Annotated in this window: 24 protein-coding genes and 1 tRNA gene; 14 read left to right on the top strand and 11 right to left on the bottom strand. The window is 39.4% G+C overall.

What is annotated here, in order from left to right; genetic code table 11:
• The first annotated feature begins 17 nt into the window (after window positions 1-17).
• The 12 genes from H5160_RS05695 to H5160_RS05640 all read left to right on the top strand — a co-directional run bounded on the left by H5160_RS05695 (window position 18) and on the right by H5160_RS05640 (window position 15,140).
• The gene (locus H5160_RS05695) at window positions 18-464 is read left to right on the top strand and encodes a GatB/YqeY domain-containing protein (RefSeq protein ID WP_007376027.1); all 447 of its coding nucleotides are present in this window, start codon (window positions 18-20) and stop codon (window positions 462-464) included.
• A 244-nt stretch (window positions 465-708) separates the two neighbouring features.
• On the top strand, window positions 709-2,460 hold the full coding sequence (gene dnaG, locus H5160_RS05690) for a DNA primase (protein ID WP_182737036.1): 1,752 nt from the start codon (window positions 709-711) through the stop codon (window positions 2,458-2,460).
• A 390-nt stretch (window positions 2,461-2,850) separates the two neighbouring features.
• A complete protein-coding gene (gene rpoD, locus H5160_RS05685) occupies window positions 2,851-4,701 on the top strand; it encodes an RNA polymerase sigma factor RpoD (protein WP_002957800.1) in 1,851 nt (616 codons plus the stop codon).
• 68 nt (window positions 4,702-4,769) lie between these two features.
• Window positions 4,770-5,651, top strand: a complete 882-nt coding sequence (prmA, locus tag H5160_RS05680) for a 50S ribosomal protein L11 methyltransferase (protein ID WP_182737035.1) — start codon at window positions 4,770-4,772, stop codon at window positions 5,649-5,651.
• Between the two features lie 282 nt (window positions 5,652-5,933).
• On the top strand, window positions 5,934-6,905 hold the full coding sequence (gene dusB / locus H5160_RS05675; RefSeq protein ID WP_024597553.1) for a tRNA dihydrouridine synthase DusB: 972 nt from the start codon (window positions 5,934-5,936) through the stop codon (window positions 6,903-6,905).
• Window positions 6,906-6,924: 19 nt separating this feature from the next.
• Window positions 6,925-7,215: a DNA-binding transcriptional regulator Fis gene (gene fis, locus H5160_RS05670; protein WP_002957804.1), complete on the top strand. Its 291-nt coding sequence runs from the start codon at window positions 6,925-6,927 to the stop codon at window positions 7,213-7,215.
• Between the two features lie 326 nt (window positions 7,216-7,541).
• Window positions 7,542-9,128 (top strand): bifunctional phosphoribosylaminoimidazolecarboxamide formyltransferase/IMP cyclohydrolase, encoded by a 1,587-nt coding sequence (purH, locus tag H5160_RS05665; RefSeq protein WP_024603412.1) that lies wholly within the window; start codon window positions 7,542-7,544, stop codon window positions 9,126-9,128.
• Between the two features lie 106 nt (window positions 9,129-9,234).
• Window positions 9,235-10,056 (top strand): class I SAM-dependent methyltransferase, encoded by an 822-nt coding sequence (locus tag H5160_RS05660; RefSeq protein ID WP_024597551.1) that lies wholly within the window; start codon window positions 9,235-9,237, stop codon window positions 10,054-10,056.
• A gap of 15 nt (window positions 10,057-10,071) precedes the next feature.
• Window positions 10,072-11,355, top strand: coding sequence for a phosphoribosylamine--glycine ligase (purD, locus tag H5160_RS05655; RefSeq protein ID WP_165744701.1), 1,284 nt, complete (start codon window positions 10,072-10,074; stop codon window positions 11,353-11,355).
• 112 nt (window positions 11,356-11,467) lie between these two features.
• Window positions 11,468-14,008, top strand: a complete 2,541-nt coding sequence (locus H5160_RS05650) for an EAL domain-containing protein (protein ID WP_182737034.1) — start codon at window positions 11,468-11,470, stop codon at window positions 14,006-14,008.
• Between the two features lie 22 nt (window positions 14,009-14,030).
• Window positions 14,031-14,840 (top strand): DUF2797 domain-containing protein, encoded by an 810-nt coding sequence (locus H5160_RS05645; protein WP_182737032.1) that lies wholly within the window; start codon window positions 14,031-14,033, stop codon window positions 14,838-14,840.
• A gap of 6 nt (window positions 14,841-14,846) precedes the next feature.
• Window positions 14,847-15,140, top strand: a complete 294-nt coding sequence (locus tag H5160_RS05640; protein WP_182737031.1) for a hypothetical protein — start codon at window positions 14,847-14,849, stop codon at window positions 15,138-15,140.
• Window positions 15,141-15,153: 13 nt separating this feature from the next.
• On the opposite strand, the gene H5160_RS05635 is transcribed toward H5160_RS05640, so the two are convergent.
• The 6 genes from H5160_RS05635 to H5160_RS05610 form a co-directional block, all read right to left on the bottom strand.
• Window positions 15,154-16,071 carry a histone deacetylase family protein gene (locus H5160_RS05635; protein ID WP_182737030.1) on the bottom strand — a complete coding sequence of 306 codons (918 nt, stop codon included), beginning with the start codon at window positions 16,069-16,071 and terminating at the stop codon, window positions 15,154-15,156.
• 103 nt (window positions 16,072-16,174) lie between these two features.
• Window positions 16,175-17,716, bottom strand: a complete 1,542-nt coding sequence (locus H5160_RS05630; RefSeq protein WP_121953768.1) for a serine hydrolase — start codon at window positions 17,714-17,716, stop codon at window positions 16,175-16,177.
• Window positions 17,717-17,723: 7 nt separating this feature from the next.
• A complete protein-coding gene (locus H5160_RS05625) occupies window positions 17,724-18,227 on the bottom strand; it encodes a gamma-glutamylcyclotransferase family protein (protein ID WP_121953767.1) in 504 nt (167 codons plus the stop codon).
• Window positions 18,228-18,253: 26 nt separating this feature from the next.
• Window positions 18,254-18,880 (bottom strand): LysE family transporter, encoded by a 627-nt coding sequence (locus H5160_RS05620; RefSeq protein ID WP_182737029.1) that lies wholly within the window; start codon window positions 18,878-18,880, stop codon window positions 18,254-18,256.
• An 11-nt stretch (window positions 18,881-18,891) separates the two neighbouring features.
• Window positions 18,892-19,665, bottom strand: coding sequence for a hypothetical protein (locus H5160_RS05615; protein ID WP_170072317.1), 774 nt, complete (start codon window positions 19,663-19,665; stop codon window positions 18,892-18,894).
• A 35-nt stretch (window positions 19,666-19,700) separates the two neighbouring features.
• Window positions 19,701-20,186 carry a CreA family protein gene (locus H5160_RS05610; protein WP_076925008.1) on the bottom strand — a complete coding sequence of 162 codons (486 nt, stop codon included), beginning with the start codon at window positions 20,184-20,186 and terminating at the stop codon, window positions 19,701-19,703.
• Window positions 20,187-20,393: 207 nt separating this feature from the next.
• Between H5160_RS05610 and H5160_RS05605 the strand changes: the two genes are divergently transcribed.
• Window positions 20,394-20,723 (top strand): 5-carboxymethyl-2-hydroxymuconate Delta-isomerase, encoded by a 330-nt coding sequence (locus H5160_RS05605; RefSeq protein WP_002957818.1) that lies wholly within the window; start codon window positions 20,394-20,396, stop codon window positions 20,721-20,723.
• Between the two features lie 310 nt (window positions 20,724-21,033).
• Here the strand turns inward: H5160_RS05605 and H5160_RS05600 are convergent.
• The 4 genes from H5160_RS05600 to H5160_RS05585 all read right to left on the bottom strand — a co-directional run bounded on the left by H5160_RS05600 (window position 21,034) and on the right by H5160_RS05585 (window position 23,039).
• Window positions 21,034-21,110, bottom strand: a tRNA-Ile gene (locus H5160_RS05600).
• Window positions 21,111-21,363: 253 nt separating this feature from the next.
• Complete coding sequence (locus tag H5160_RS05595; RefSeq protein ID WP_259416769.1) at window positions 21,364-21,861, bottom strand: hypothetical protein; 498 nt, start codon at window positions 21,859-21,861, stop codon at window positions 21,364-21,366.
• Between the two features lie 380 nt (window positions 21,862-22,241).
• Window positions 22,242-22,400, bottom strand: a complete 159-nt coding sequence (locus H5160_RS05590; RefSeq protein WP_002957822.1) for a YqaE/Pmp3 family membrane protein — start codon at window positions 22,398-22,400, stop codon at window positions 22,242-22,244.
• A gap of 72 nt (window positions 22,401-22,472) precedes the next feature.
• Complete coding sequence (locus H5160_RS05585) at window positions 22,473-23,039, bottom strand: BON domain-containing protein (protein WP_182693927.1); 567 nt, start codon at window positions 23,037-23,039, stop codon at window positions 22,473-22,475.
• 328 nt (window positions 23,040-23,367) lie between these two features.
• Between H5160_RS05585 and H5160_RS05580 the strand changes: the two genes are divergently transcribed.
• Window positions 23,368-24,036 (top strand): LiaF domain-containing protein, encoded by a 669-nt coding sequence (locus H5160_RS05580; protein WP_182737028.1) that lies wholly within the window; start codon window positions 23,368-23,370, stop codon window positions 24,034-24,036.
• Between the two features lie 38 nt (window positions 24,037-24,074).
• On the opposite strand, the gene H5160_RS05575 is transcribed toward H5160_RS05580, so the two are convergent.
• Entirely contained in the window at window positions 24,075-24,491 is a 417-nt protein-coding gene (locus H5160_RS05575) for a VOC family protein (RefSeq protein ID WP_002957825.1), read from the bottom strand.
• Window positions 24,492-24,521 lie beyond the last annotated feature (30 nt).

Below are 24,521 nucleotides of genomic sequence, written 5' to 3'. Positions count from 1 at the left end.
TATTAGGTCTTGTATAAATGAGCCTTTTAATAACGCTAAAAGATGCGCAAAAAGATGCGATGAGAGCTAAAGACAAGCAACGTCTTAACCCTATTCGTATGGTACTTGCTGCAATCAAGCAACGTGAAATTGACGAGCAAATAACGCTAGACGACGCAGGTATTACCTCCGTTATAGTGAAGCTTGTTAAACAACGTCGTGACTCTTACACTCAGTACAAAGATGCTGGGCGTGATGATTTAGCTGATATTGAAGCCAATGAAATAGTAGCGCTTGAAACTTTTTTACCTCAACAATTGAGTGAAGAAGAAATAATTGCTCTCATTGACGCGGCTATTGCTGATACTAATGCAGCAGGTATGCAAGACATGGGTAAAGTAATGGGTATAATCAAAAGCAAAGCTGAAGGTCGAGCCGATATGGGTAAGATTTCTGGTTTAATTAAGCAACGATTAACTGCCTAATACTCCCACATACATTAAAGTATGATTGAAGTAAACCGAGCCTAGCGCTCGGTTTCTTTGTTTTTAACTTTAATAAAAAGTACACCGATTAGGTTACTTTAAAATGAAATTTTTTATAGCTTCCCTATTTATTTCGCTGTCATTTTGGTAAGTTAAAGCACACTATATTTTGCATCAAGCAAGTATAAAAAAGTAAATTTCATATTCGTTCTTCTTCTTATTATTTCAGGACTGTATTTTACTAATGGCCGGAAAGATCCCACGTAACTTTATAGACGATTTACTTGCCAGAACCGATATTGTCGACCTGATAGACTCAAGAGTAGGTCTAAAAAAAGCAGGTAAGGATTATCAAGCTTGCTGCCCATTTCATAACGAAAAATCTCCCTCATTTACTGTATCGCAAGACAAACAGTTTTATCACTGCTTTGGGTGTGGCGCTAATGGTAATGCAATTTCGTTTGTAATGGAGTACGAAAAGCTAGAGTTTGTAGATGCTATTGAAGAAATAGCTAGCATGCTTAACTTAGAAGTACCTCGAGAACAAGGCGCAAATTCAGCACCAGAGCGTACGGCTGCGCAAAAGCGCTCCGATTACGACTTAATGCTTCATACTGCTCGCTTTTATCAGCACCAATTAAAACACCATAGTAATTCTGCTGCTGTTATTGAGTATGTTAAAGGCCGTGGTTTAAGCGGTGAAACTGTTAAAAAATTTATGATTGGCTACGCTCCCAGTGAATGGGATGGGCTATGCCTACAGCTTGGTCGTAATAAAGAACAAAAAGAGCAATTGGTTGAGCTAAAGCTAGCTTCAGAAAAAACACCAGGCAGACAATTTGATTTTTTTCGCGATCGCCTAATGTTCCCTATTCGCGATAAACGCGGACGCGTTATTGCATTTGGTGGGCGTGTAATGCAAGCCGACCAAGGGCCAAAATATCTAAACTCGCCAGAAACCCGAATTTTCCATAAAGGCTTTGAGCTTTATGGGCTTTACGAAGCAAAGCAAGCCCATAAAAAACTTGATCATGTAATGATTGTTGAAGGTTATATGGATGTTGTTGCCTTAGCTGAACAAGGGATTGAATATGCAGTTGCATCACTGGGGACAGCAACAACAAGCGAGCACATGCACACTTTATTTAGAACTACTGATAAAGTAATCTGTTGTTACGATGGCGACAGGGCTGGCCGTGACGCTGCTTGGCGGGCACTTGAAAATGCACTCCCTTATTTAAACGATGGTAAAGCACTACAATTTGCATTTTTACCAGATGGCGAAGACCCTGACTCGCTTGTACAAAAAGAAGGTAAGGAGCAATTCGAATTGCGCCTAAGCCAAGCAGATGACTTTACCAAAGTATTGTTTAATAAATTAAGCCAAGAGGTTGATTTAACACTCGATTCAGGAAAAGCTAAACTTCTTAGTGCAGCACTTCCACTAATTGAAAAAATTCCAAGTGAGTTTTATCAAGAAAACATTCTTGAACAATTAGGACGCTTAATTGGCAGAACGCGTGAGCAGTTGAATAGCCGTTTAAAAACGCCTAAACAACAACACTCTATTGAACGTAAATTTAAAATAACACCTATGCGCCAAGCTATCGGTATATTGATCCAGCACCCTAATCTAGCTAAAAGTGTGCCGTATTTACCTGAGCTTGCACAAATGAACATTGCTGGCATAGGGCTGTTATTACGATTACAAGAACAAGCTTTAGAAAAAGAAAATGTGACCACTGCGCAACTGCTCGAGTTTTTTCGAGGAACTGAAGATTACGAGCCATTAATCAAGCTTGCAACGTGGCAACATGAGATAAATGAAGAACGTTTAGAGACGGTTTTTAAAAATACTTTCAAGTTTATTGAAGATCAGTGTTTAAATTATCGACTCGAGACCCTATTAATAAAGGACAAGACACAAGGCCTTAGAAGCGATGAAAGGCTTGAGTGTCATTTGTTAATGACAGCGTTAAAAGCGACTAACAGTTAGGGTCTGTTTATCTTTCGAGGTTAAGTTTACAGCAGTGTGTTTGGTATTTAGACAAGACAGAGCTTATGTAGTGTGGTTATTCCACATAAATAGGCGATAACGCAGCATAAATACCAAACACGCACTGCCCTTTGGGTTCGACCCAAGGGAGGTTTACTCTTTGTTGCTCGGTTTTTACTTAGCCCACTAGGTTACAAACCTCGCGCCGCGATTAAACCACCCTTGGATAGAACAAACTTTAATCCTGAAAGACCAACAGACCCTAGTCAAAATTGATTTAAACTGTTATACTGTGCTATTCACTGCGTCACATTATTCTAGTTAGCTTTAATGCAAACTACATGATGGCGCCTGTTGTATCAACTTATCAGAGTGGAAGAAACAATCTCTATGGATCCAACTCCTCAGTCACAATTAAAACTTCTGATTCAGAAAGGTAAAGAGCAAGGCTACTTAACTTTTGCAGAAGTAAATGATCACCTTCCACAAGACATTATAGACTCAGATCAAGTAGAAGATATCATAAGCATGATTAATGACATGGGTATCAAGGTTAGCGAAAACGCGCCTGATGCTGATGAATTAATGATGCAAGAAACAACGACAGACGAAGACGCAGCTGAAGCTGCCGCTGCAGCCCTTGCGACTGTAGAAAAAGAAATCGGCCGTACAACGGATCCAGTTCGCATGTACATGCGCGAAATGGGTACTGTTGAACTTCTTACACGTGAAGGCGAAATTGTAATCGCTAAACGTATTGAAGAAGGCATTAATCAAGTACAGATTTCTGTTGCAGAGTACCCTGAAGCAATCACTTACCTACTAGAGCAGTGGGATAAGTTTGAAGCTGAAGAAATGCGTTTAAGCGATATTATCGTTGGCTTTATCGATCCTAATGAAGATACAGCGCCAATTTCAGCAACTAACATCGGTTCAGAATTAAGTGCTAAGCAACTTGAGGACGACGATAAAGATGACAAAGATGATGCTGATAGCGATGATGAAGATGAAGAAGAGATAGACACAGGGCCAGATCCTGAAGAAGCTCGTATTCATTTTGAAAATTTACGTGATTTATATAATAAAGCACGTGATACGTTTGAAGCTAAAGGTCGTTCGCATCCTGAATCACAAGCAGCCATTTTTGAAATTGGTGAGCTTTTCAGAACATTTAAATTAATACCTAAACAGTTTGACCGCATGGTAAATAACATGCGTGAAATGATGGATCGTGTTCGTGTTCAAGAACGCCTAATCATGAAGCAAGCTGTTCAAATTGCTAAATTACCAAAGAAAACATTCGTTAAACATTTTGCTAATAACGAAACTGACGCTTCTTGGGTTGATTTAGAAATTTCAGGTAACGAAAAGTATTCAGCTAAACTTGAAGAAGTTAAGCCAGAAATCATTCGTAGCATTAATAAATTATCTGTTATTGAACAAACAACAGGTTTAAGCATTGAGCGTATTAAAGACATCAACCGTCGAATGAGCATAGGTGAAGCGAAAGCACGCCGTGCGAAAAAAGAAATGGTTGAAGCTAACTTACGTCTTGTAATCTCAATTGCTAAAAAATACACAAACCGTGGCTTACAATTCTTAGATTTAATCCAAGAAGGTAACATTGGTCTGATGAAAGCGGTTGATAAGTTTGAATATCGCCGTGGTTATAAGTTCTCTACTTATGCTACGTGGTGGATACGTCAAGCAATCACACGCTCTATTGCTGACCAAGCAAGAACAATCCGTATCCCTGTGCATATGATTGAAACGATTAATAAACTTAACCGTATCTCTCGTCAAATGTTACAAGAAATGGGTCGTGAGCCAAATCCAGAAGAATTAGCAGAACGCATGATGATGCCTGAGGATAAAATCCGTAAGGTACTTAAGATTGCTAAAGAGCCAATTTCAATGGAAACACCAATCGGTGATGATGAAGATTCTCACTTAGGTGACTTTATCGAAGATACAACTATTGATTCGCCAATCGATTCGGCAACAATGGAATCTCTTCGTGGCGCAACTAACGATGTACTTGCAGGCTTAACAGCTCGTGAAGCTAAAGTACTACGTATGCGTTTTGGTATTGATATGAATACCGACCACACCTTAGAAGAAGTAGGTAAACAGTTTGACGTAACACGTGAGCGTATTCGTCAAATAGAAGCGAAAGCGCTGCGTAAATTACGCCACCCTTCTCGCTCAGATTTACTGAAAAGCTTTTTAGACGCTAAATAATTTTAGCGCTACTATATAAACTAAAAAGGCCGCTATAGCGGCCTTTTTTCTATTTGAAGGAAATAACCATGGCTTGGATCCAAATTCGTATTAATGCCAATGCTGCAACAGCTGATGCCGTAAGCGATCTATTAATGGAAGCGGGTAGCGCTTCAGTAACCTTTATTGACGCAAAAGACACCCCTATCTACGAGCCTAAAATTGGCACCGTTGTGTTCTGGGCTGATACCACAGTTATTGGCCTGTTCGAAGCTAATCATGATATGAACGCAGTCGTTGCGTTATTAAAGCGCCATGATGAGCTAAAAGACAATTTAGTATACAAAATCGAGCAACTTGAAGATAAAGACTGGGAACGTGAATGGATGGATAACTTCCACCCTATTCAATTTGGCGACAAACTATGGATTTGCCCAAGCTGGCGCGACATTCCTGACCCTGATGCAGTAAATGTATTGCTAGACCCTGGCCTTGCTTTTGGCACGGGTACGCATGCAACAACGGCCTTGTGCCTTAAATGGTTAGAAAGCCAAGATCTGACGGGTAAAACGGTTGTTGATTTTGGTTGTGGCTCAGGAATTTTAGGCATTGCAGCTATAAAACTAGGTGCAGAGCGTATGATTGGGATAGATATTGACCCTCAAGCGCTTGAAGCAAGCCTTGATAACGCGAACCGAAATGGTGTTGCAGACAAACTTGAAGTATACCTTCCAGAAAACCAACCTGAATTTAGTGCAGATATAGTAGTGGCCAATATTTTAGCCCAGCCACTTCGCGAATTACATAGTGTGATTTTAGGGTTATTAAAGCCAGGTGGTAAAATTGCCATGTCGGGTATTTTAGAAGAACAAGCGCAATCGGTTGCTGACATTTATGCACCGTTCATTGAACTAGATGACATTGCCGTTGAAGGTGATTGGACTCGAGTAAGTGGCACTAAAAAAGCGTAATAAATCGAACAATCAAATCTAGAGCATTAACTCAAAACATGCATGTAAAGCCTGTATTTAACAGGCTTTACTATTTTTTTACATATCAAAAAATTTTCTAGTTATCTTGTAAAAAATAAAATCTGTATGAATTTCAAACAAATCAACCTACTTGTCATGTGGTTATCAAATGTCAATACGAAAAGGGCAAAAAAAAGTTACTTTTGTTCAATTTATAGCCTTTGATTTTTGTGAAAAAAACCGTAAACTTAGCGCCCCTTGAAAAGAGGCCTATTGAATATAGTGCGTATCGGTAAATACCAACTTGAGAATAATGTAATTGTCGCGCCAATGGCAGGCATTACAGACAGACCATTCAGACAACTTTGTCGACGCTTAGGTGCGGGCTTAGCTGTGTCTGAAATGCTATCGTCAAATCCTAAGGTTTGGAAAACAGAAAAGTCGATGAACCGTATGGATCACAGCGGTGAGTCGGGTATACGCGCGGTGCAAATTGCAGGAGCAGATCCTGAGCTTATGGCGCAGGCCGCACAATTCAATGTTGCTAATGGTGCACAGATCATAGATATCAATATGGGGTGCCCAGCAAAAAAAGTGAACAAGAAACTCGCAGGCTCTGCCTTATTACAGTTTCCTGAACTTGTGGAAGAGATTATTGATGCAGTTGTTAATGCTGTTGATATACCTGTGACACTTAAAATCCGTACAGGATGGGATCCGGATAACCGTAATGGTGTAGAGATTGCGAGAATAGCTGAACGTTATGGCATTGCATCACTTGCTGTACATGGGCGTACGCGCGCATGTATGTACAAAGGTGAGGCTGAGTACGCCACGATTAGGGATATAAAACGTTCAGTGTCGATTCCTGTAGTTGCCAATGGTGATATTACATCACCAGAAAAAGCAAAACAGGTTTTAGACTATACGGGTGCAGATGCCATTATGATTGGCCGAGCCGCCCAAGGTCGCCCTTGGATATTTAGGGAGATAGACCACTATTTGCGAACTGGGGAACATTTACAGCCACCTGCTATTGCAGAGGTGCGCAGTATATTAATGGAGCATTTAACAAACCTCCATATGTTTTACGGCGAGCCAATGGGAGCGCGAATTGCTCGCAAACATGTATCTTGGTATTTGCAAACCCATGACAGTGATGGTCAGTTTAGGCGAGTATTTAATGCGCTCGACAACCCACAGGCACAGGTCGTCGCATTAGAGCAATACTTTAAAACACTAGCAGCTAACTAAGAAAGAAAGAGACTTAATAATGTTCGAACAAAACGTGACTTCTCCATTTATCACTAACCCTCATGTTCAGTCACACGAGAAACCGCAGCCATTGCGTGATGCAGTAAAAAAAGCTGTTCACCACTATTTAAAGCAGCTTAACGGTCAAGATGTGCAAGACGTTTACGACCTTGTTCTTTCAGAGCTAGAAGCGCCATTACTTGAAGAAGTAATGACATATACACGTGGTAACCAAACTCGTGCAGCAATTTTACTAGGTATCAACCGTGGTACTTTACGTAAAAAGCTTAAAAAATACGGCATGAACTAATACCAATTATATTGAAAGCGTAAGTATTCTAACGAGCTAAACAAGCCCATAACGTCGTTAAAAGTTTTTTTATGTAGAATAACTACACTGCAAAATTTTTGCCTTGTTATAGACTTGTTTTTCTATCGTTATTACTACTTACTAATCCAATACAACTGGTATTTTGCAAAAAAAGCACCTTAGGGTGCTTTTTTTATGCCTACAGTTTATTAACTAAATTGCAAAATGCTCACGCTTATTGAGCCTTTATAAGTCGTTTTTTGAGTAGTAATCAGTTAAAATGCCCGCTTCTAAGCTAGCTCATTAACTGAGGAAATCAAACTACAATGGATACTCATCGTCCCATTCGTCGCGCACTATTAAGTGTGTCTGATAAAACCGGTATTGTTGAATTTGCCCGCGCACTTGAAGCGCAAGGCGTTGATATTTTATCAACTGGCGGCACATGTAAACTACTTGCTGATAACGCCATAAAAGTGACTGAAGTATCAGATCACACAGGCCACCCTGAAATCATGGATGGTCGCGTAAAAACCCTTCACCCTAAAATTCACGGCGGCATTTTAGCCCGTCGCGGACAAGATGAAGATGTAATGGCAGATAACAACATCTCTGCTATCGATATTGTTGTAGTTAACTTATACCCCTTTGCGAATACTGTCGCTCAAGAAAACTGCAGCCTTGAAGATGCCATTGAAAACATTGATATTGGCGGCCCTACAATGGTTCGTGCAGCAGCTAAAAACCACAAAGATGTAACAATCGTGGTAAACGCAAGCGACTACGACCGTGTTATTAGTGAAATGCAAAACAACAATGGTTCAACAACGTACAAAACACGTTTTGATTTAGCGATTGCCGCCTACGAGCACACTGCACAATACGATGGCATGATTGCTAACTACTTCGGTAAAATGGTGCCTGATTACACCGAGGAAGCTGCTGTAGAGACTAAATTCCCACGTACTATCAACATGCAGTTCACTAAAAAACAAGATATGCGTTACGGTGAAAACTCACATCAAGATGCTGCTTTTTATGTTGAAAATGACATTGCTGAAGCATCAGTTGCAACAGCAACTCAATTGCAAGGTAAGGCCCTTTCGTTTAACAACATTGCAGATACCGATGCAGCACTTGAATGTGTTAAAGAATTTGACGTACCTGCGTGCGTAATTGTAAAACATGCTAATCCGTGTGGTGTTTCAATTGGGGACAATATTCTACAAGCATACGAGCGCGCTTTTAAAACAGACCCTACATCAGCATTTGGTGGCATTATTGCCTTTAACCGAGAGCTAGATGCAGCAACTGCACAAGCAATTGTTGACCGTCAGTTTGTTGAAGTAATTATTGCACCTAGTATTTCGAGCGACGCTGCAAAAATTGTTGAAGCTAAAAAGAACGTGCGCCTATTAGAGTGTGGACAGTGGACAGGTAAAGCCGCAGGCCAAGATATTAAACGCGTTAACGGCGGTATTTTAGTTCAAGACCGCGACTTAGGCATGGTAACGCAAGGCGACTTAAAAGTTGTTTCTAAGCGCCAGCCTTCTGAGCAAGAACTTAAAGATTTACTGTTTTGCTGGAAAGTAGCTAAGTTTGTTAAATCAAACGCAATTGTTTATGCCCGTGACGGTATGACCATTGGTGTGGGCGCAGGCCAAATGAGTCGCGTATACTCAGCTAAAATTGCAGGTATAAAAGCCGCCGACGAAAACCTTGAAGTTAAAGGTTCAGTTATGGCGTCTGACGCATTCTTCCCATTCCGTGATGGCATTGACGCAGCAGCAGCAGCTGGCATTACTGCGGTAATTCAGCCTGGAGGCTCAATGCGTGATGAAGAAGTGATTGCAGCTGCTGATGAAGCTGGCATGGCAATGGTACTAACTGGTATGCGCCATTTCCGCCACTAATCACACAAAGGGTTAAACGTTGGTTTAACCCTTTTTGTTTGCTATAAATTCACGTATTCTGATTATTCAATAACCTATTTAAAATTATAATGTGAAGGAACAAACAATGAAATTTGCGCTAAAATCGCTACTTGTAGCCACACTAACAATGACATCGACTATGGCGCTTAGCCATAACCACGAATCAAGCCTTGAACATGCACTTCAATCAAGCGAACGCAATGCTAAAAACAGCGCTCGTGATGAATATCGTCACCCAGCTCAAACACTTGCATTTTTTGGCTTTAAACCAACCATGACAGTTGTTGAAATTGCACCCGGTGGTGGTTGGTATAGTGAAATTTTAGCGCCAGCATTAAAAGAGCAAGGCACTTATTATGCCGCGCACTTTCCTGCTGATTCATCAGTTGGCTACTACCAACGCTCTCTTGCAGGCTTTAAACAAAAAGTAGCTGAAGATAAGCGCTTTAGTAGCGTTAAAATTACTGAGTTTGCACCTGTAACACATTTAGATATTGCGCCAGCTGGCAGTGCCGATATGGTTTTAACATTTCGTAATGTACATAACTGGTATATGGGCAAAGATAAAAGCGGTGCATTAAGTGCATTCCAAGCTTTTTATAAAGCCCTTAAACCAGGTGGTACATTAGGTTTAGTTGAACACCGTTTAGCTGAAGAGCGTGCTGATGAAGATCAAAAAACATCAGGTTATATGAAGCAGAGCTACGTAGTAGACCTTGCTGAACAAGCTGGGTTTGAATTAGTAGCAAGCAGTGAAATAAATGCAAATCCAAAAGATACAGCCGATCACCCTAAAGGTGTATGGACGCTACCACCAAGCTTAAGACTCGGCGAACAAGATGCTGACAAATATAAAGCCATTGGTGAAAGCGACCGCATGACGCTGAAATTTAAGAAACCGCTTTAAATAGGAATTTTCGCCATGAATGTTTTAGTCATTGGCAGCGGCGGCCGCGAACACGCACTTGCGTTTAAAGCCGCTCAAAACACCAAAGTAAATACTGTATTTGTAGCCCCTGGTAATGCAGGTACTGCACTTGAACCAAAACTTGAAAACGTAGCAATAAACGTTGACGACTTAGATGGTTTACTTAATTTTGCACAGCAAAATAAGGTAGAGCTTACTATTGTAGGTCCTGAAATACCGTTAGTACTGGGTGTTGTTGATAAGTTTCGTGAACATAACATGGCTATTTTTGGACCAACGGCGGGCGCTGCTCAGCTTGAAGGTTCGAAATCGTTTACTAAAGACTTTTTAGCACGTCATAAAATCCCAACGGGTGACTACCAAACGTTTGAACAAATTGAGCCTGCCCTTGCTTATTTAAAAGAGAAAGGCGCGCCAATTGTTGTAAAAGCAGATGGTTTGGCTGCGGGTAAAGGCGTAATTGTAGCCATGACGGAGGCCGATGCCGAAGAAGCGATTCGCGATATGCTTGCGGGTAATGCTTTTGGCGATGCGGGAAGTCGTGTTGTTATTGAAGAGTTTTTAGACGGTGAAGAAGCGTCTTTCATCGTAATGGTTGATGGTAAAAACGTATTACCATTTGCAACCAGCCAAGATCATAAACGCGCTTACAATGGCGATGCGGGTCCTAACACGGGTGGCATGGGTGCATACTCACCTGCGCCAGTTGTTACTGATGAAATCCACCAGCGTATTATGAACGAAGTGATCTACCCTACGGTAGAAGGCATGGCAAGCGAAGGCCATCCGTACACCGGCTTTTTATATGCAGGTTTAATGATTGACGAAACAGGTACCCCTAAAGTAATTGAGTATAACTGTCGCTTTGGCGATCCTGAAACTCAACCAATGATGCTACGTTTGCAATCAGATTTGGTTGAATTGATTGAAGCTGCTAACCGTGTAGAACTTGATAAAACAACAATTGAGTTTGACCCACGCGCAGCCGTTGGTGTTGTACTTGCCGCTAAAGGCTACCCTGGTGATTACCCTAAAGGTGACGCCATTTCGGGGCTAAAAGTGGATTACCCTGCAGGTGAAAAAGTGTTTCATGCGGGTACTAAACAAAGTGGCAATGACGTTGTAACCGCAGGAGGTCGCGTATTATGCGCAACAGCACTTGGTAACACTGTTACGCAAGCGCAGCAACGCGCCTATGAGCTTGTTAAACAAATTAGCTGGGATGGTATGGAATATCGTACAGATATAGCTTACCGTGCTATTGCACGCGAGCAATAGCCTATAATACCTATTCATTGGTATAACCAATTAATTTAACTAAAAAAGCGCAGTTTCCCTGCGCTTTTTTAGTGCTACACTAATTAAAAGGTTTTTTAAAAGTAAATTAACGTTGGAACTAAGAACTTTACGTTACCATGCAATTGCTGTTGCCATACTGATTTTTATATTTTTTATAATCAGTACATTGGCATCAAACTTAGTCGTGCCTCCACGATATACAATTGATAAAACGGCTCCAATGTACCTCGATTACGCCTACTATATTGACGAAACCAAAACTAAAACATTCGATACCATCATTAACCAACCTGAATTACTTACTCATCAACCATTTTCAGATGTTCCATGGAGCTTTAGCCAACAAAATTATTGGTTGTTTCTTGATTTAGAAAATAAAAGTCTTAACAAGCAAAATGTTGTAGCACATTTTGACAACCCTATGGTCGATCACCTTACGGTTTATCGCCTCGATAAAAATAACAAACTAATTGAAACATACAAACTCGGCGATAAAGAAGAAGCCCTCTCTTTGTTTGAATACAGCGTACCGCATATTCGCTTTTTAGTAGAAAGAAAATCATCACAACGCCTAGTAATAAAAATAGACACAATAGGCATAAGTAAAACACCTGTAAACTTGTATCGTGATAAAGAGTTTATTGACTTAGTGCGCTCTCAAACTGGGATCTGGGGTATTTTTGTAGGCGTGCTATTGATGGCTGCACTTTATAACTTGGTGCTTTATTTTGGTATAAAAGACCGTGTTTATTTAATTTATATTGGCTACATCGTCAGCGCTATTACGCTAATGGGTGCAGTACTGGGCTTTGGTTTTTATTTATGGCCTAAGCAATGGCAGCTCTTTATTCACGAACAAATTGTGTTTAGTAATTATGGGGTCGCCTTTTTCACCCTTGCTTTTTGCACCATGTTTTTGCGCTATCATAAAGATAAATGTTGGCGTTACAAAATGAGCATAGCTCTACTTTGGCTTATGTTTACTCTTGCTGTATGTAGCTTGTTTATTCCTGAAAATATAGCGGCTCCTATATTTTTTGGTGTAATGGTACTGCTTTATATTACCTGTATTATTTTAATATATAACAAGTTACGCAGTGGTTTTAGGTGGGCTAAGTTTTATGTTTTATCATGGATACCGCTAATTTTTGGTGCGGCAATTCAGCCTATGGAACTCACTGGTGTTTTACCGTATACCTTTGCAACCCACCATGCCTTTTTAGTCGCTATTTTGTGTGAAGTTATTTTAATGGCGATGGCATTAGCAGACAGGGTAAGGTATCAGCGAGAACGTGCGCTTTATCATGCCACGCATACACAACAAACACGATTACTTAATAGCTCCAAGCTAAAACAAGCATTTATGGCACTACAGAGCCAAAACCGCTCAACAACGTTGTGTTTAATAAAAATACGTCACTTTAATTCACTTAATACGATTATTACCTCTTCTCAGGGCTACACACTTATAAAGCATATAGCCAAAGAGCTTGAATTAGAACTCAGCCATGAACGTGAATTTACAAACCTCGAAACAGATTTAAACACCAGTCCTCGCTTAGCCGATTTAAGCAGTGGTGTATTTGCCTGTATTTCTACAAAAACACAAAACCAAGAAATGCTAGAAGCACTACTGACTAAAATAATTAGTAGCCTACCAAAACAATATGAAATTAAAGGGCTAAACCTGCAGCTTAGTTACAGTATAGGTATTAGTAGTGCAGGCAAGACTAACGACTTTGAATATTGGTTAAAGCGTGGTTATTTAGCGCTTAAAAAAGCAAAAGGTAGCGTTAATCAAGTTGGGTCATCGTCAAACGGTAATAATCTGATGATGGACGTTGCTCTAGCCGCTAAGCTGCAACAAGCAATCAAAACAAATCAACTGGCGCTTTATTACCAACCTCAAATAAACTTATTAAGTAACCACGTAAGTGGTGCTGAAGCTTTATTACGTTGGCCCGACCCAACTTACAGCAACTTATCAATTGAAGAGCTAATAATACTTGCTGAACACACAGGTATTATTAACGAGCTAACACTGTGGGTAATAGAGCAAGCCTGTAAAGACATAGTTGAGCTTACAAAAAATGGCTATAACGAGCACACAATTAGCGTAAATTTAAGTGCTAAAAACTTAACCATAAATAACTTAGCCGAAAAAGTAGAAAATATTTTAATTAAATACCAAGTGCCGGCACACTTACTTAAATTTGAACTAACCGAATCGGCCTTCGTAGATAGTCAAGATGCACTTATAAAGTTAGTTGATGAGTTAACCGCATTAGGTATTAAAGTGGTACTGGATGACTTTGGGACAGGCTACGCGTCACTTAGCTACTTAGTTAATTATCACTTTAGTGAGCTTAAAATAGATAAGTCATTTGTTTTTGATTTGCCTAATAACCCAACTCACCAAGTTATTGTACAAACAGCCATTGATATGGCGCATAACCTCAATTTATCAATAACAATTGAGGGGGTAGAAACCCAAGAAATCCATCACTTGCTCAAAGATATGAACGCTGATTCCGCCCAAGGTTATTTATACGCAAAAGCACTGCCTTACACCGACTATTTACACTTCTTAAAAAGCCAATATAGCTTAAAAATGTTAGACTCCTCTTTTTAACATCTTTAGGGGCCAAGTAAAGATGCAAGGCACACTGCGTAAACTAAAATCGAGCTTAACCGAACCAGTACAATATCACTTACCTGTAGGTGAACACTTAGTAGACTTAAATGCATTTATAGGTAAGGAGCTTACGCTTACCTTTAGTGGCACTATTTTATGTTCTAACTGCGGTAAAAAAACCAAAAAAAGCTATTCTCAAGGTCACTGTTTTGTATGTATGCGCAAGCTTGCTAGTTGCGATATGTGCATAATGAAACCAGAAACCTGCCACTACGATCAAGGCACTTGCCGAGAGCCGCAGTGGGGCGAAGAAAACTGCATGATCCCACACTATGTGTATCTCGCTAACACCTCAGGTTTAAAGGTAGGTATTACCCGCCACACACAAATACCGACTCGCTGGGTTGATCAAGGCGCCACTCAGGCATTACCTATTTTTAAAGTGCAAACTCGCCTGCAATCTGGTTTAGTAGAAGTTGCATTGGCTGAATTTATTGCCGACAAAACTAATTGGCGCAATATGCTAAAAGGTCAAAACGACGCAATTGACTTAAAAGCAGCGGCAGCCGAGCTGATCCCACAAATTAGTGAAAAGCTAAACGAGCTCAGTGAATTATTTGGCGCAACAGCAATAGAGCAACTTGATGAAGATGTGGTTGATTTAAACTTTCCAGTAACCGAATACCCAACAAAAATCAGCTCATTTAACTTTGACAAAGACCCTGTAGTAAGTGGTATTTTACAAGGTATTAAAGGCCAATACTTAATTTTTGAAAAAGGCGTTATTAATATTCGTAAATTTACGTCTTATGAAGTAACCGTAGGCTAACGAGCTATGTTAAACAGCTACCCACAGTTATTGGTTATTTATAATGAGCTTGAGATAGCCTATAACCAACAAGAGCAACAAGAATGCTTACACAGCGTTACGCAAAGTGAGCTAAGCGATGTGCGAGTACTTAATAAGCAAGGTGACTTCCTTAATTTACAAGGCACTGCTTGCCCTAAATTGAATGGCGAGCAGCTAGCACAGCTTGTTACAGCTTACTTATTAAATGAAGGGCAATGCTGCCTTGGTAAAATCAAAACCCTAAGTGCAGCGCAGGCGTTTGATTTACTAGGGTTATAAACTCTCTTTTTATTTAAAGTTCAGTAAGTACTTTTATATGCGCTACAGCACTGCGACCTAAAGCTGATAGCGCATAGCCACCCTCTAAATACGAAATAACCCCTTTGCAACCGCCCTCTTTAGCAACACCACATAGTTGCTCGGTAAGCCAAATGTAGTCATCCTCAACAAACTTTAAGCTTGCCATATCATCTTCTAGGTGAGCATCAAACCCTGCGCTTATAAAAAGTAATTCAGGCTTAAACGCTTTTAATTTTGGTAACCATTGCCCAGTAAACACCTCTTTTAGGTCGTCGCCATTACTGGCAATTGGCAGAGGTGAATTAACTATATGGCTATTATTTTTGACCGCTGTATTAGGATAAAACGGATACTGAAATAACGAACAAAGCAGTACGTTTTCGTCATCAATAAAAATGTCTTGTGTGCCATTACCGTGGTGTACATCAAAGTCAGCAATCGCAATACGTTTAACCCCTTTGCTTTGGGCGTACTTAACAGCAATGGCTAAGTTATTAAATACACAAAATCCGGATGACGAATCTTTATTAGCATGATGCCCTGGCGGGCGCACAGAACAAAAAGCGGCATCGAGTTTATCAGCAAGTATTTCATCAACAGCTAATAACCCCGCACCTACTGCACGCTCAATCGCTTTAAACGAATCTGGGCATAGCCAAGTATCGCCATCTAAATTAGCAAGCCCTTCGGTTGGTATCCTGGCTTCTACGTGTTTAACTAAAGATTCATCGTGAGCAAGTAAATAATGCTCACGCTCGGCTTTAGGCGCTTGAAGGTGGGTTAAGCCAACATCTACACCGCTGGCTAATAATCTGTCGGTAATTGCATCTAAGCGCTCTGGACACTCAGGATGGTCGTCTATCATTTTATGCTTACGGCAATGAGGATGAGAAATAACAGCGGTACGCATAAAAAGTCCCTTACAATGTGTAAAAACTTAATATAACAAAGCCACCTGTCGGTGGCTTTGCGACTTTGGTTTATATCAACATTTTAAATATCAAAGCTATTAGCTACTTTGCCTTTAAATGCAGGTTTCTAAAATCAAAGCTAAAGTCGGTAACCGCTGTTGATACTGCACGCATTTTAGCGCTATTTACACGGTTTTGTGAGCTCATTTCAAAACGAATAAACGCATCCGCTTCAAGCAGTTTTTCATCCCACTTAACTATAAATGTATTACCGGTGTAATGCTCAAGTGTGCCTTTTAAGCGCTTGGTATGCGTAAAATCAATATGCAATTTACTATCAAGCTGCTCAATAATCACATCGCCATACCAATCATCATGTAATGTACCGGTGTAATTAATGTTTGGTAATTGCGGTTGGTAGTCAGCCGGAGCTTCTGGTTTTGCATTAGCGTACGCGTGTTGTTTACCTTCAAAATGACTTTTAGCTAAATCTTCTACCCAGTCTTTATCTTCAAGCTCAAGCGCATCTTCAAGTACTTCATGGGTTACCGCCGAAAGCGCACCAAAAGCTTGTTGATTAGATAAAATAACAATACCAAGCTTTTTCTCAGGCAATAAAGTAACTTGCGATACCATCCCTAAAATACCACCACCGTGACCTAGCTTTTTAAAGCCGTGATAGTCTTCAATGCTCCAACCTAACCCATAACCTCTAAACTGCTGATGATACGATTCAAACGCGCTTTTGGACGCCATAGACGTAATATGTGGGTGCCACATTTGCGCTTGTTGCTTTTCGCTAAATAGCTGCTTGCCGTTTGGCATTTTACCGCCTGCTAATTGTGTACGAAGCCACTGGCTCATGTCGCTTACACTTGAAGCAATTGCACCTGCACCTCTAAAATCTTCTAGGTAGTTCACAAAAAATGGATGAAGCGTGCCATCCATAGGAATATGACCGGTTGCCCAGTTTTTATTACTTTCTGGAATACGCGAAAATCCCGCGCGCGAGTTGTCCATGTGTAGCGGCTGCAATATGTTTTTTTCGATATAATCATTCCAACTCATACCCGATACACGCGCAACTACTTCGCCAGCGGTAACAAACATTAAGTTGTTATAAGCATACTTACTACGAAAACTGCTCGCTGGTTTTAAATACTGTAATCCCGCTAAAATTTCATCAACTGACTTGTCGGTACTTGGCCAAATCATTAAATCGCCTTGCCCAAGTCCCAGCCCACTGCGGTGGCTTAATAAATCACGAATACGCATTTCGCGTGTTACGTATGAGTCGTATAATCTAAATTCTGGTAAATGATCAATGACGCGGTCATCCCAGCTTAATTTACCTTCATCAACCAACTTTGCCAGTGCCGCAGTAGTGAATGCTTTGGTGTTTGAAGCAATACCAAATAAAGTGTCTTTGTTTACTTTTTTGTTGGTATCGAGATTAGTTACACCAAAGCCTTTAGCAAATATCACTTTATCGTTTTCAACAATGGCGACTGCCATGCCGGGTACGTCAAAACGTGCCATTGAGGCTTTAATAACATCGTCAATTTTGTTGGTATCAACTTGTGCCCAGCTACTAAACGTAGTACCCGCTAATAGTGCAATTGCGGCAAGTTTGGTTAATTTCATATCAATCCTATTTTATTATTTTTTGATGAACTGCAAATTCAATTGCTGCGCGTTCTTGATTGGTATCGCTTTTTTGTGCGCGATTTAATATCGCATCACTGTATTCTTTTGGTACGCCCGCTTCAAGTGATCCGCGATGAACGTGTTTTATGTACCAATCGTATGGTAGTACGTCGCTGTCGTGGGTATTAGCTATATAACAATGTGCAGTTACAGTCTCACCCGTTAAAAGCGTTGGGGCTATATCTACGCAGTCGTAACCTACGCCCTCAATACTATCTAAAATAACTTTTTCATCTTCATTAAGCTCATAAATAACGCCGTAAACCAGCGCGTCTTCTTTATCGCTTGGGCAAATACTGCACTTGCCTGAGCCATCTTTAAATAGCATATCAAAAGTTAGCTCATAACCTTTAAGTACCGCTGTTCCTACACGCTTTACATTCGGTAAGCGCGCTAGCAAACGATTAGATGACATATTAGAGCCAAACGAAAAATTATATAACGGCATTTTATCTCCTACACTTTTTAAATAAGTTAAATAACAACACGTACTGCAAGGGCAATTAAAATAACGCCAATTCCACGGTCAAACCAATAACCGCGTTGTTGGAAAAAACCCCTTACATTATTTCTAGAAAGTATCATTGAAAGCATTGAAAACCACGTCCACGTAGCCAATGCCATGTATACGCCGTAGCCTACCTGTATACTAGTAGGTGTTGTTGGGCTAATCACGAGTGTAAATAACGACATAAAAAATAACGTGGCTTTTGGGTTTAATGCATTTGTGAAAAAGCCTCGCCTAAAAGCAAGCCAAACAGGTTCTTCGACTACCGTTTTTATTTCTACATTGTCTTGATTACTTGTTGGTGGTTTTGCCGCTCTAAGCGCCTGCACACCTAAATAAGCTAAATAGGCACCAGCCACATATTTAAGCGCCATAAATAAGCTAGGTGACTGCGTTAAAATAAGCGCAACACCTAAAACACAATAGGCAACGTGTAATAAAATAGCAGCGCCAACACCGGCACTTGTCCAGAGTGCATTGCGTCTACCTTGTTGCACACTCTGTTTGAGTACAACAGCAAAGTCAGGCCCTGGGCTTGCTACTGCAAAAAAATGAGCAATAACAATCAGTAAAAATTCATCTAAGTATTCCACGCAGATCCTTGCTAGTTTGGCGAATAAGCTAATAACAGCGGGTTAGCCGAGTTATTTACCAATGCTTTAATTTCTTTTTGCGCTTTTTTAAACTGACCACGTAAATGCGGCTTTAAGTGTTTTTTAGACACTTTATCGTTTTTAAAGTAACTAATCAGAGCATGCATAAATACCGTATGTGTTTCACTTAACTTAGCTTCACGGTTAGCGTATGGATTATAACAAGAGCCACAACCGCCTTTAAACTGATACACAGTGTTGCTCATCATCACACCAAACCCTAAAAAACAGGCAAGTGCATCTGCAGCTTGTGGTAAATACTCCCTACCACCTGGCGGTAGCACCCCAACGTGATGAATAAGTATGGTGGCCAATGTACCCGCATAACTTGCCACTAAATCTTGTGGCTGATTAATCTGATTAGGATTAAAAGAGATACTGACCTTATGGCTTGGCGGCACAATTAAATGACTGCCTTTACCACGTATTTCATCACTAAATTCAAAGTGCGGAAAAACTTGCGGTTGTAACTGCTGCGGTGCAACTAGTTGGATAGGCCATGCGTTCATACCCGCGTAATTAGTAACGCGGGTAAAAACATTACTCGCCATCTCTTCTATGCTCGATACCGAATCGGGGAAAAAAGTGGCCGTTGGCAGTATTATTTGAGTGTGCTTTGTAAAAAATTCAGCATCAAAGTTTTCTACAGCCCAAATAAATGTATCAATAAGCCATTGCTGTTCTTGCTGCTCTAATAATGGCTTTGATTTAAATAAAGCTAACATAGTGTGCTCTTTTAGATTTTAGTTTAGGTACCAGTTTAGTTTTTCTGTGTAAGTGCCCAATCCCACGCTTGAGTATTGTATAGCGGCACTGTTGATAGTGCATGGTGGTGGCTACCACTGGATTCTTTAGTTGAATACGATAAATACAATAAGGTACGGTTTTCAGCATCGTAAATACGGCGCACTTTTAGTGATTTAAATAATATACTTTTAGATGATTTAAATATCACCTCACCTGATTTACTGCGGTCTATTTTTTGTAGTTGCTGCGCTGTAATAGGCCCTGTTTGACGACACGCTATAGACATATCTGACGGGTCAGAAAAGTCCAAATTAGCCTCTATATGACTAATATGACAAGTAACGCCTTCGAGGATTGGATCTTGCTGCGAATTCACCACAACATCTTTAGTTGTAAATAACCCAAGACTTACCGACGCAACATCATCAGAGCAAGCACTTAATGTAACAACAGCACCTGCAAGTAAAACTAAACGTTTAAATTTTTGTGGTAATTTCATACTTATCCTTAATTAATATATAGGTAACTTAGTAGATAAGTTACTAAGCGAAGGTTCACCTGTTTGTTTTTATACTAACATCAAAAATAAATACGACTAAATTAGTTTAAAGTAAAGATTTTAGATAGCTCAGGGTTTAGTGACCCCTCTTGTATTTGGTACAATTACCTCTCGCTCATGCAGTAACTCATAATAGGAAACGCCTAAATGCCGCACATTATTATTGAACACTCAGAAGACCTCCCCGTTTTACCTCAAGTACTGGTAGAAAAAATTCATACAACCGCTTTCGAAAGTAACTTGTTTGAATTAGAAACCATAAAAACACGTGCTATTGCTTATCAGCAATATCAACTTGGCGCAGGAAAATCAGGGTTTATACATATCGCGGTACATATTTTGGCAGGACGCTCAATTGAGCAAAAACAAATGTTAAGCGAACTGCTACTTTCATGTTTAAAAACATATTGCAGAGCATCAGACAGTCTAAGCGTAAATATTTACGATATTGAGCATGAGATATACCGTAAAAATTAGTTAACTCTTGTAGCTTTGAGCAATAAAAGTAAACACTAGTAAGTAAAAAGCCCCAATAGGGGCTTTTTTGTCTTCTGACATTAAATGCTGATCACTGTCACTTATAAAGCAAAGCATCTGATCTAACGCTGGAATTTAATAGTGCATTCGCACTATTCCAAATTTAAGAAAGCTTAGCTTAATCTATGGATTAACTTTATTTAGATTACGTTTATTCTTAGGGGTAACTAAAGAATAAAAATTACACAATATTAAATTAATGTAGCTTTAAATAATTTGGATAGATATTTACTTGGGAAATTTGTAAAAGTGGTGGCCCCTCCCAGACTCGAACTGGGGACCTAACGATTATGAGTCGTGTGCTCTAACCAACTGAGCTAAGGGGCCAACTTTATATAACTGCTAGGCAGTTAATTTTTGAAGCGTTCAGTCACAGAGCGACTAAAGCGGGTTGCAGTATAAAAACTTTTTAGGTGCTTGTCACTACCAAAAACCTTTATTTTAACAATCAACAAGCTAACTGCTTAAATAGTAATCTTTTAAGTGGGCATAAACATAAAATGTAAGATATTTACCGTGCTATTCACTGCATTAAATTATAAACAAAACCTATCCCATATAGTCTTTTATATTTAACCCTCTACTTTTTAAGCAAAGCTAACATATATGTGTAGGCATACAAGGCTGTAAAAAATATGCTTGGGGCTACTGTCAGTGCCAGATTAGGTGTCTGATTAACTACATTCACCATAATCACTAAGCTCGATTGAACAGTAATCGGAATAATAGGCGCAAAAAGTACGCCTGCTATTTTTTTATTACTTAAATACGAGGCGCTAGAGTTAATTGCATTATTAAAACTTTGTCGTATTGCGACGTTTTGTGGTGTTTTAGAATGAAACATACAAATAATTGGAGTTACGAACGCAAGCGTTACATAACTAAACTTATACTTGTTGACGACCTTTTCTAAAATAAAGGTAAAAAACAGCGTTACAAATCCACTATACAACCCTTGCACTAATGCAGCTTGAAAAGTGACCGATTTAGCAATGTCTGCCGCACTATTTGCCCAGAAGGCCCAACTAAAATAAAAAATGAATGACACAACGCCTAACATTATAAGTCGAATATTCAATTAACTACCTCAACATGCCTAAAAACCTAGTTTAATGATAACACTAGAAGTGAAGGTAATATTGTCACTAAATAATAAGGTATTTGATTGTATATTATGGATGTATAAACACACTAATGTTGAAGATTTCCTAAATGGCATCAAATCAGAATCTGAGCGCGACTGTTAGCTGGAAAGCTTATTAGTAAACAATAAGTATAGTTTTAAAATAATATTGGGAGTGAGTTAAGGAAGTGAATTAATGGGTTGAAGAGTTTTAAAAATTGGATTTAATCTAAAAACTCTCTAAAAACTCTCTAAAAACTAATATTGTGAGCCGATCGGTACTAAAGTATTTAGCTAAACCTCAGTAGTCGGCTTACACAATATATAATCTGTCATTATTTTTTCGCAATAATGTAGATTGCATGTATTAACCCTGGGAAATAACCTAGCAGTGTTAATAGAATATTTAACCAAAAATGCATACCTAAGCCAACTTGCAAAAACACACCTAATGGCGGTAATAAAACCGAAAGTATTATACGAATAATATCCATGATCAAACTCCATTTAAATTAAACATTGAAAAGACTTAAAGCCCAGCATTACTGGGCCTTAACTACACTGTATTATTCAGCAACAATAGCTAGTTTATCAACTACGTCGCGAACATCTTCAGCATTTTTAGCAATTTTAACTGCTAGTTGCTTTTCAGCTTCAGACTCTACAGAGCCATTCAGAGTTACCACACCGTTGTCGGTATCAACATCAATGTCTGTACCACCTACTTCTGAGTCAAACAGGAAGCGAGTTGTGATTACAGTGGTGATTTTAGCGTCCGTTAGGTCGTTATCATCATCGTCCATCATGTCGTTGTTTTTATCTTCGGTGTCCATGCTTTTAACAACAGTAAGGCTGTTATCAACATCAGTTACACCATCTAGGCTAAGTACAAGTTCTTCTGCTAGCTCTTTATCGAGTTCGCTATTAACTTTACCTGTAAGTACTACCTTGCCATTTTTTACATCAGTGTTAATGTCAAAGTTGTTTAGATTAGTGTTCATAAGTAGAACGGTTTCTGCCTTACCATCAATCCAAGCATCTTTACTTTCGTTTTCCCAGCTGTTTGCTTGGGCACCCATAGCCGTAGTACCAAGAACTAGAGCTGCGATAATAGATTTGTTAAATGTTTTCATAATCTTTCTCCTTTTGATTAAAGACACTTTAACTAATGCGAGCTTCAGGCCAACTTTATTTATACTTAAAATTCAAAGACTTGAATTAATTAAAAGATAAAACCTTATCTATGTTTGTGTAACTATTTACAGGCTACTCGGTAAAACTTTCTCAAATAGTGAAAATAGCTAGATAATTGCTCTTTTGGTTAATCTATCGTTAATATAACAAAACAAAAAACACCGTTAAAAAATAACCAATTGATAATTAATGAAATTATATTTGGTACGCGGTTTGCAGCCTAACTACAAGAGCAGTATCAATAGTAAATATAATAAGGAATAACTCATGTCTGTAAAAGTTGAAGACCGCCCAATAGAGCAAGTACGCGAACAAGTGATTGATCAATTAATTTATAATTACAGTCATGGTGTTATTTCTGTTGATGCATTTGAAAGACGTTTAGATAATGCGATGGATGCACCTAATAACGAAGCACTGCTAGCCTTAGTAGAAGACTTAACACTTAATACCGATCAGCAATATAAAGCAGAAAAACAATCGCAATTTACACCACATTATAGTGCACAGCAAAACAGTGATGATGATTTTACATTACGCAGTATTTTAGGATCTAACGAGCGAAGTGGTCAGTGGGTTGTACCAAAAAATATATATTTGAGTAACTTTATGGGATCGGTGGTGCTTGATTTTACCGATGCTATTTTTGCGCATCAAAATGTAACTATTTACGTTAACTGTATTTTTGGTAGCGATGAAATTTACGTACCAGAGCATGTCAATGTAGTGTCTAAAATGTTTTGTATTTTAAGTAGCCTTGAAAATAAATCTGTGTCGCTTAACAAACGCCAAGGCCCTACAATTCATATTGAAGGAAAGGCAGTAATGGGCTCGGTTGAAGTGAAAATAAAGCGCACAATTAAAGAAAAATTTATGAGCTTTGCAAATGAGCTAAAAACCCAGTTTGGCACGGGTAATAATAACCGCTCACTATAATTGAGTAGCAGCACTTTAGCGTGCTGCTTAGTATTTTATTATAAATCGTTATTTCGCTCGCTTGGTATATCACTTAAATACTCTACAAACTCAACTTCAAACCCTGCAGGATCAATAAAGTAGACATTCTTTCTGAAAGGATTCTCGCTACCTTGCTTGCTTAGAGTAAAACCCGCTTTATTTAAGCGCATTACTACTGCGCTTAAATTATTAGTTACATAAGCAAAGTGTGCAAAACCAATTTGATGGCCCGATAAGTTTCTGTTTTCACCTTCACCATGACTGCTTATCGCAATGTAATGCGTGTCATCTCCAAAGTGTACCCAGCGTCTTGGTTTTCCATGCCAATCGCCTCTGCCCTCACTTCTAATCGACCAATGTGGAAATACAGCGCGATAAAATGTAAGCATACTATCTATATCACTCGCGACTAAGTTTACGTGCTCTAAATACATAATGTTATCCTATCAGTTAAGTTAGGAGCA

Origin of the sequence: Pseudoalteromonas sp. SG43-4 (genome assembly GCF_014164325.1) — a bacterium.
GTDB lineage: Bacteria > Pseudomonadota > Gammaproteobacteria > Enterobacterales > Alteromonadaceae > Pseudoalteromonas > Pseudoalteromonas distincta.
This window is presented reverse-complemented; position numbering and strand designations above follow the sequence as displayed.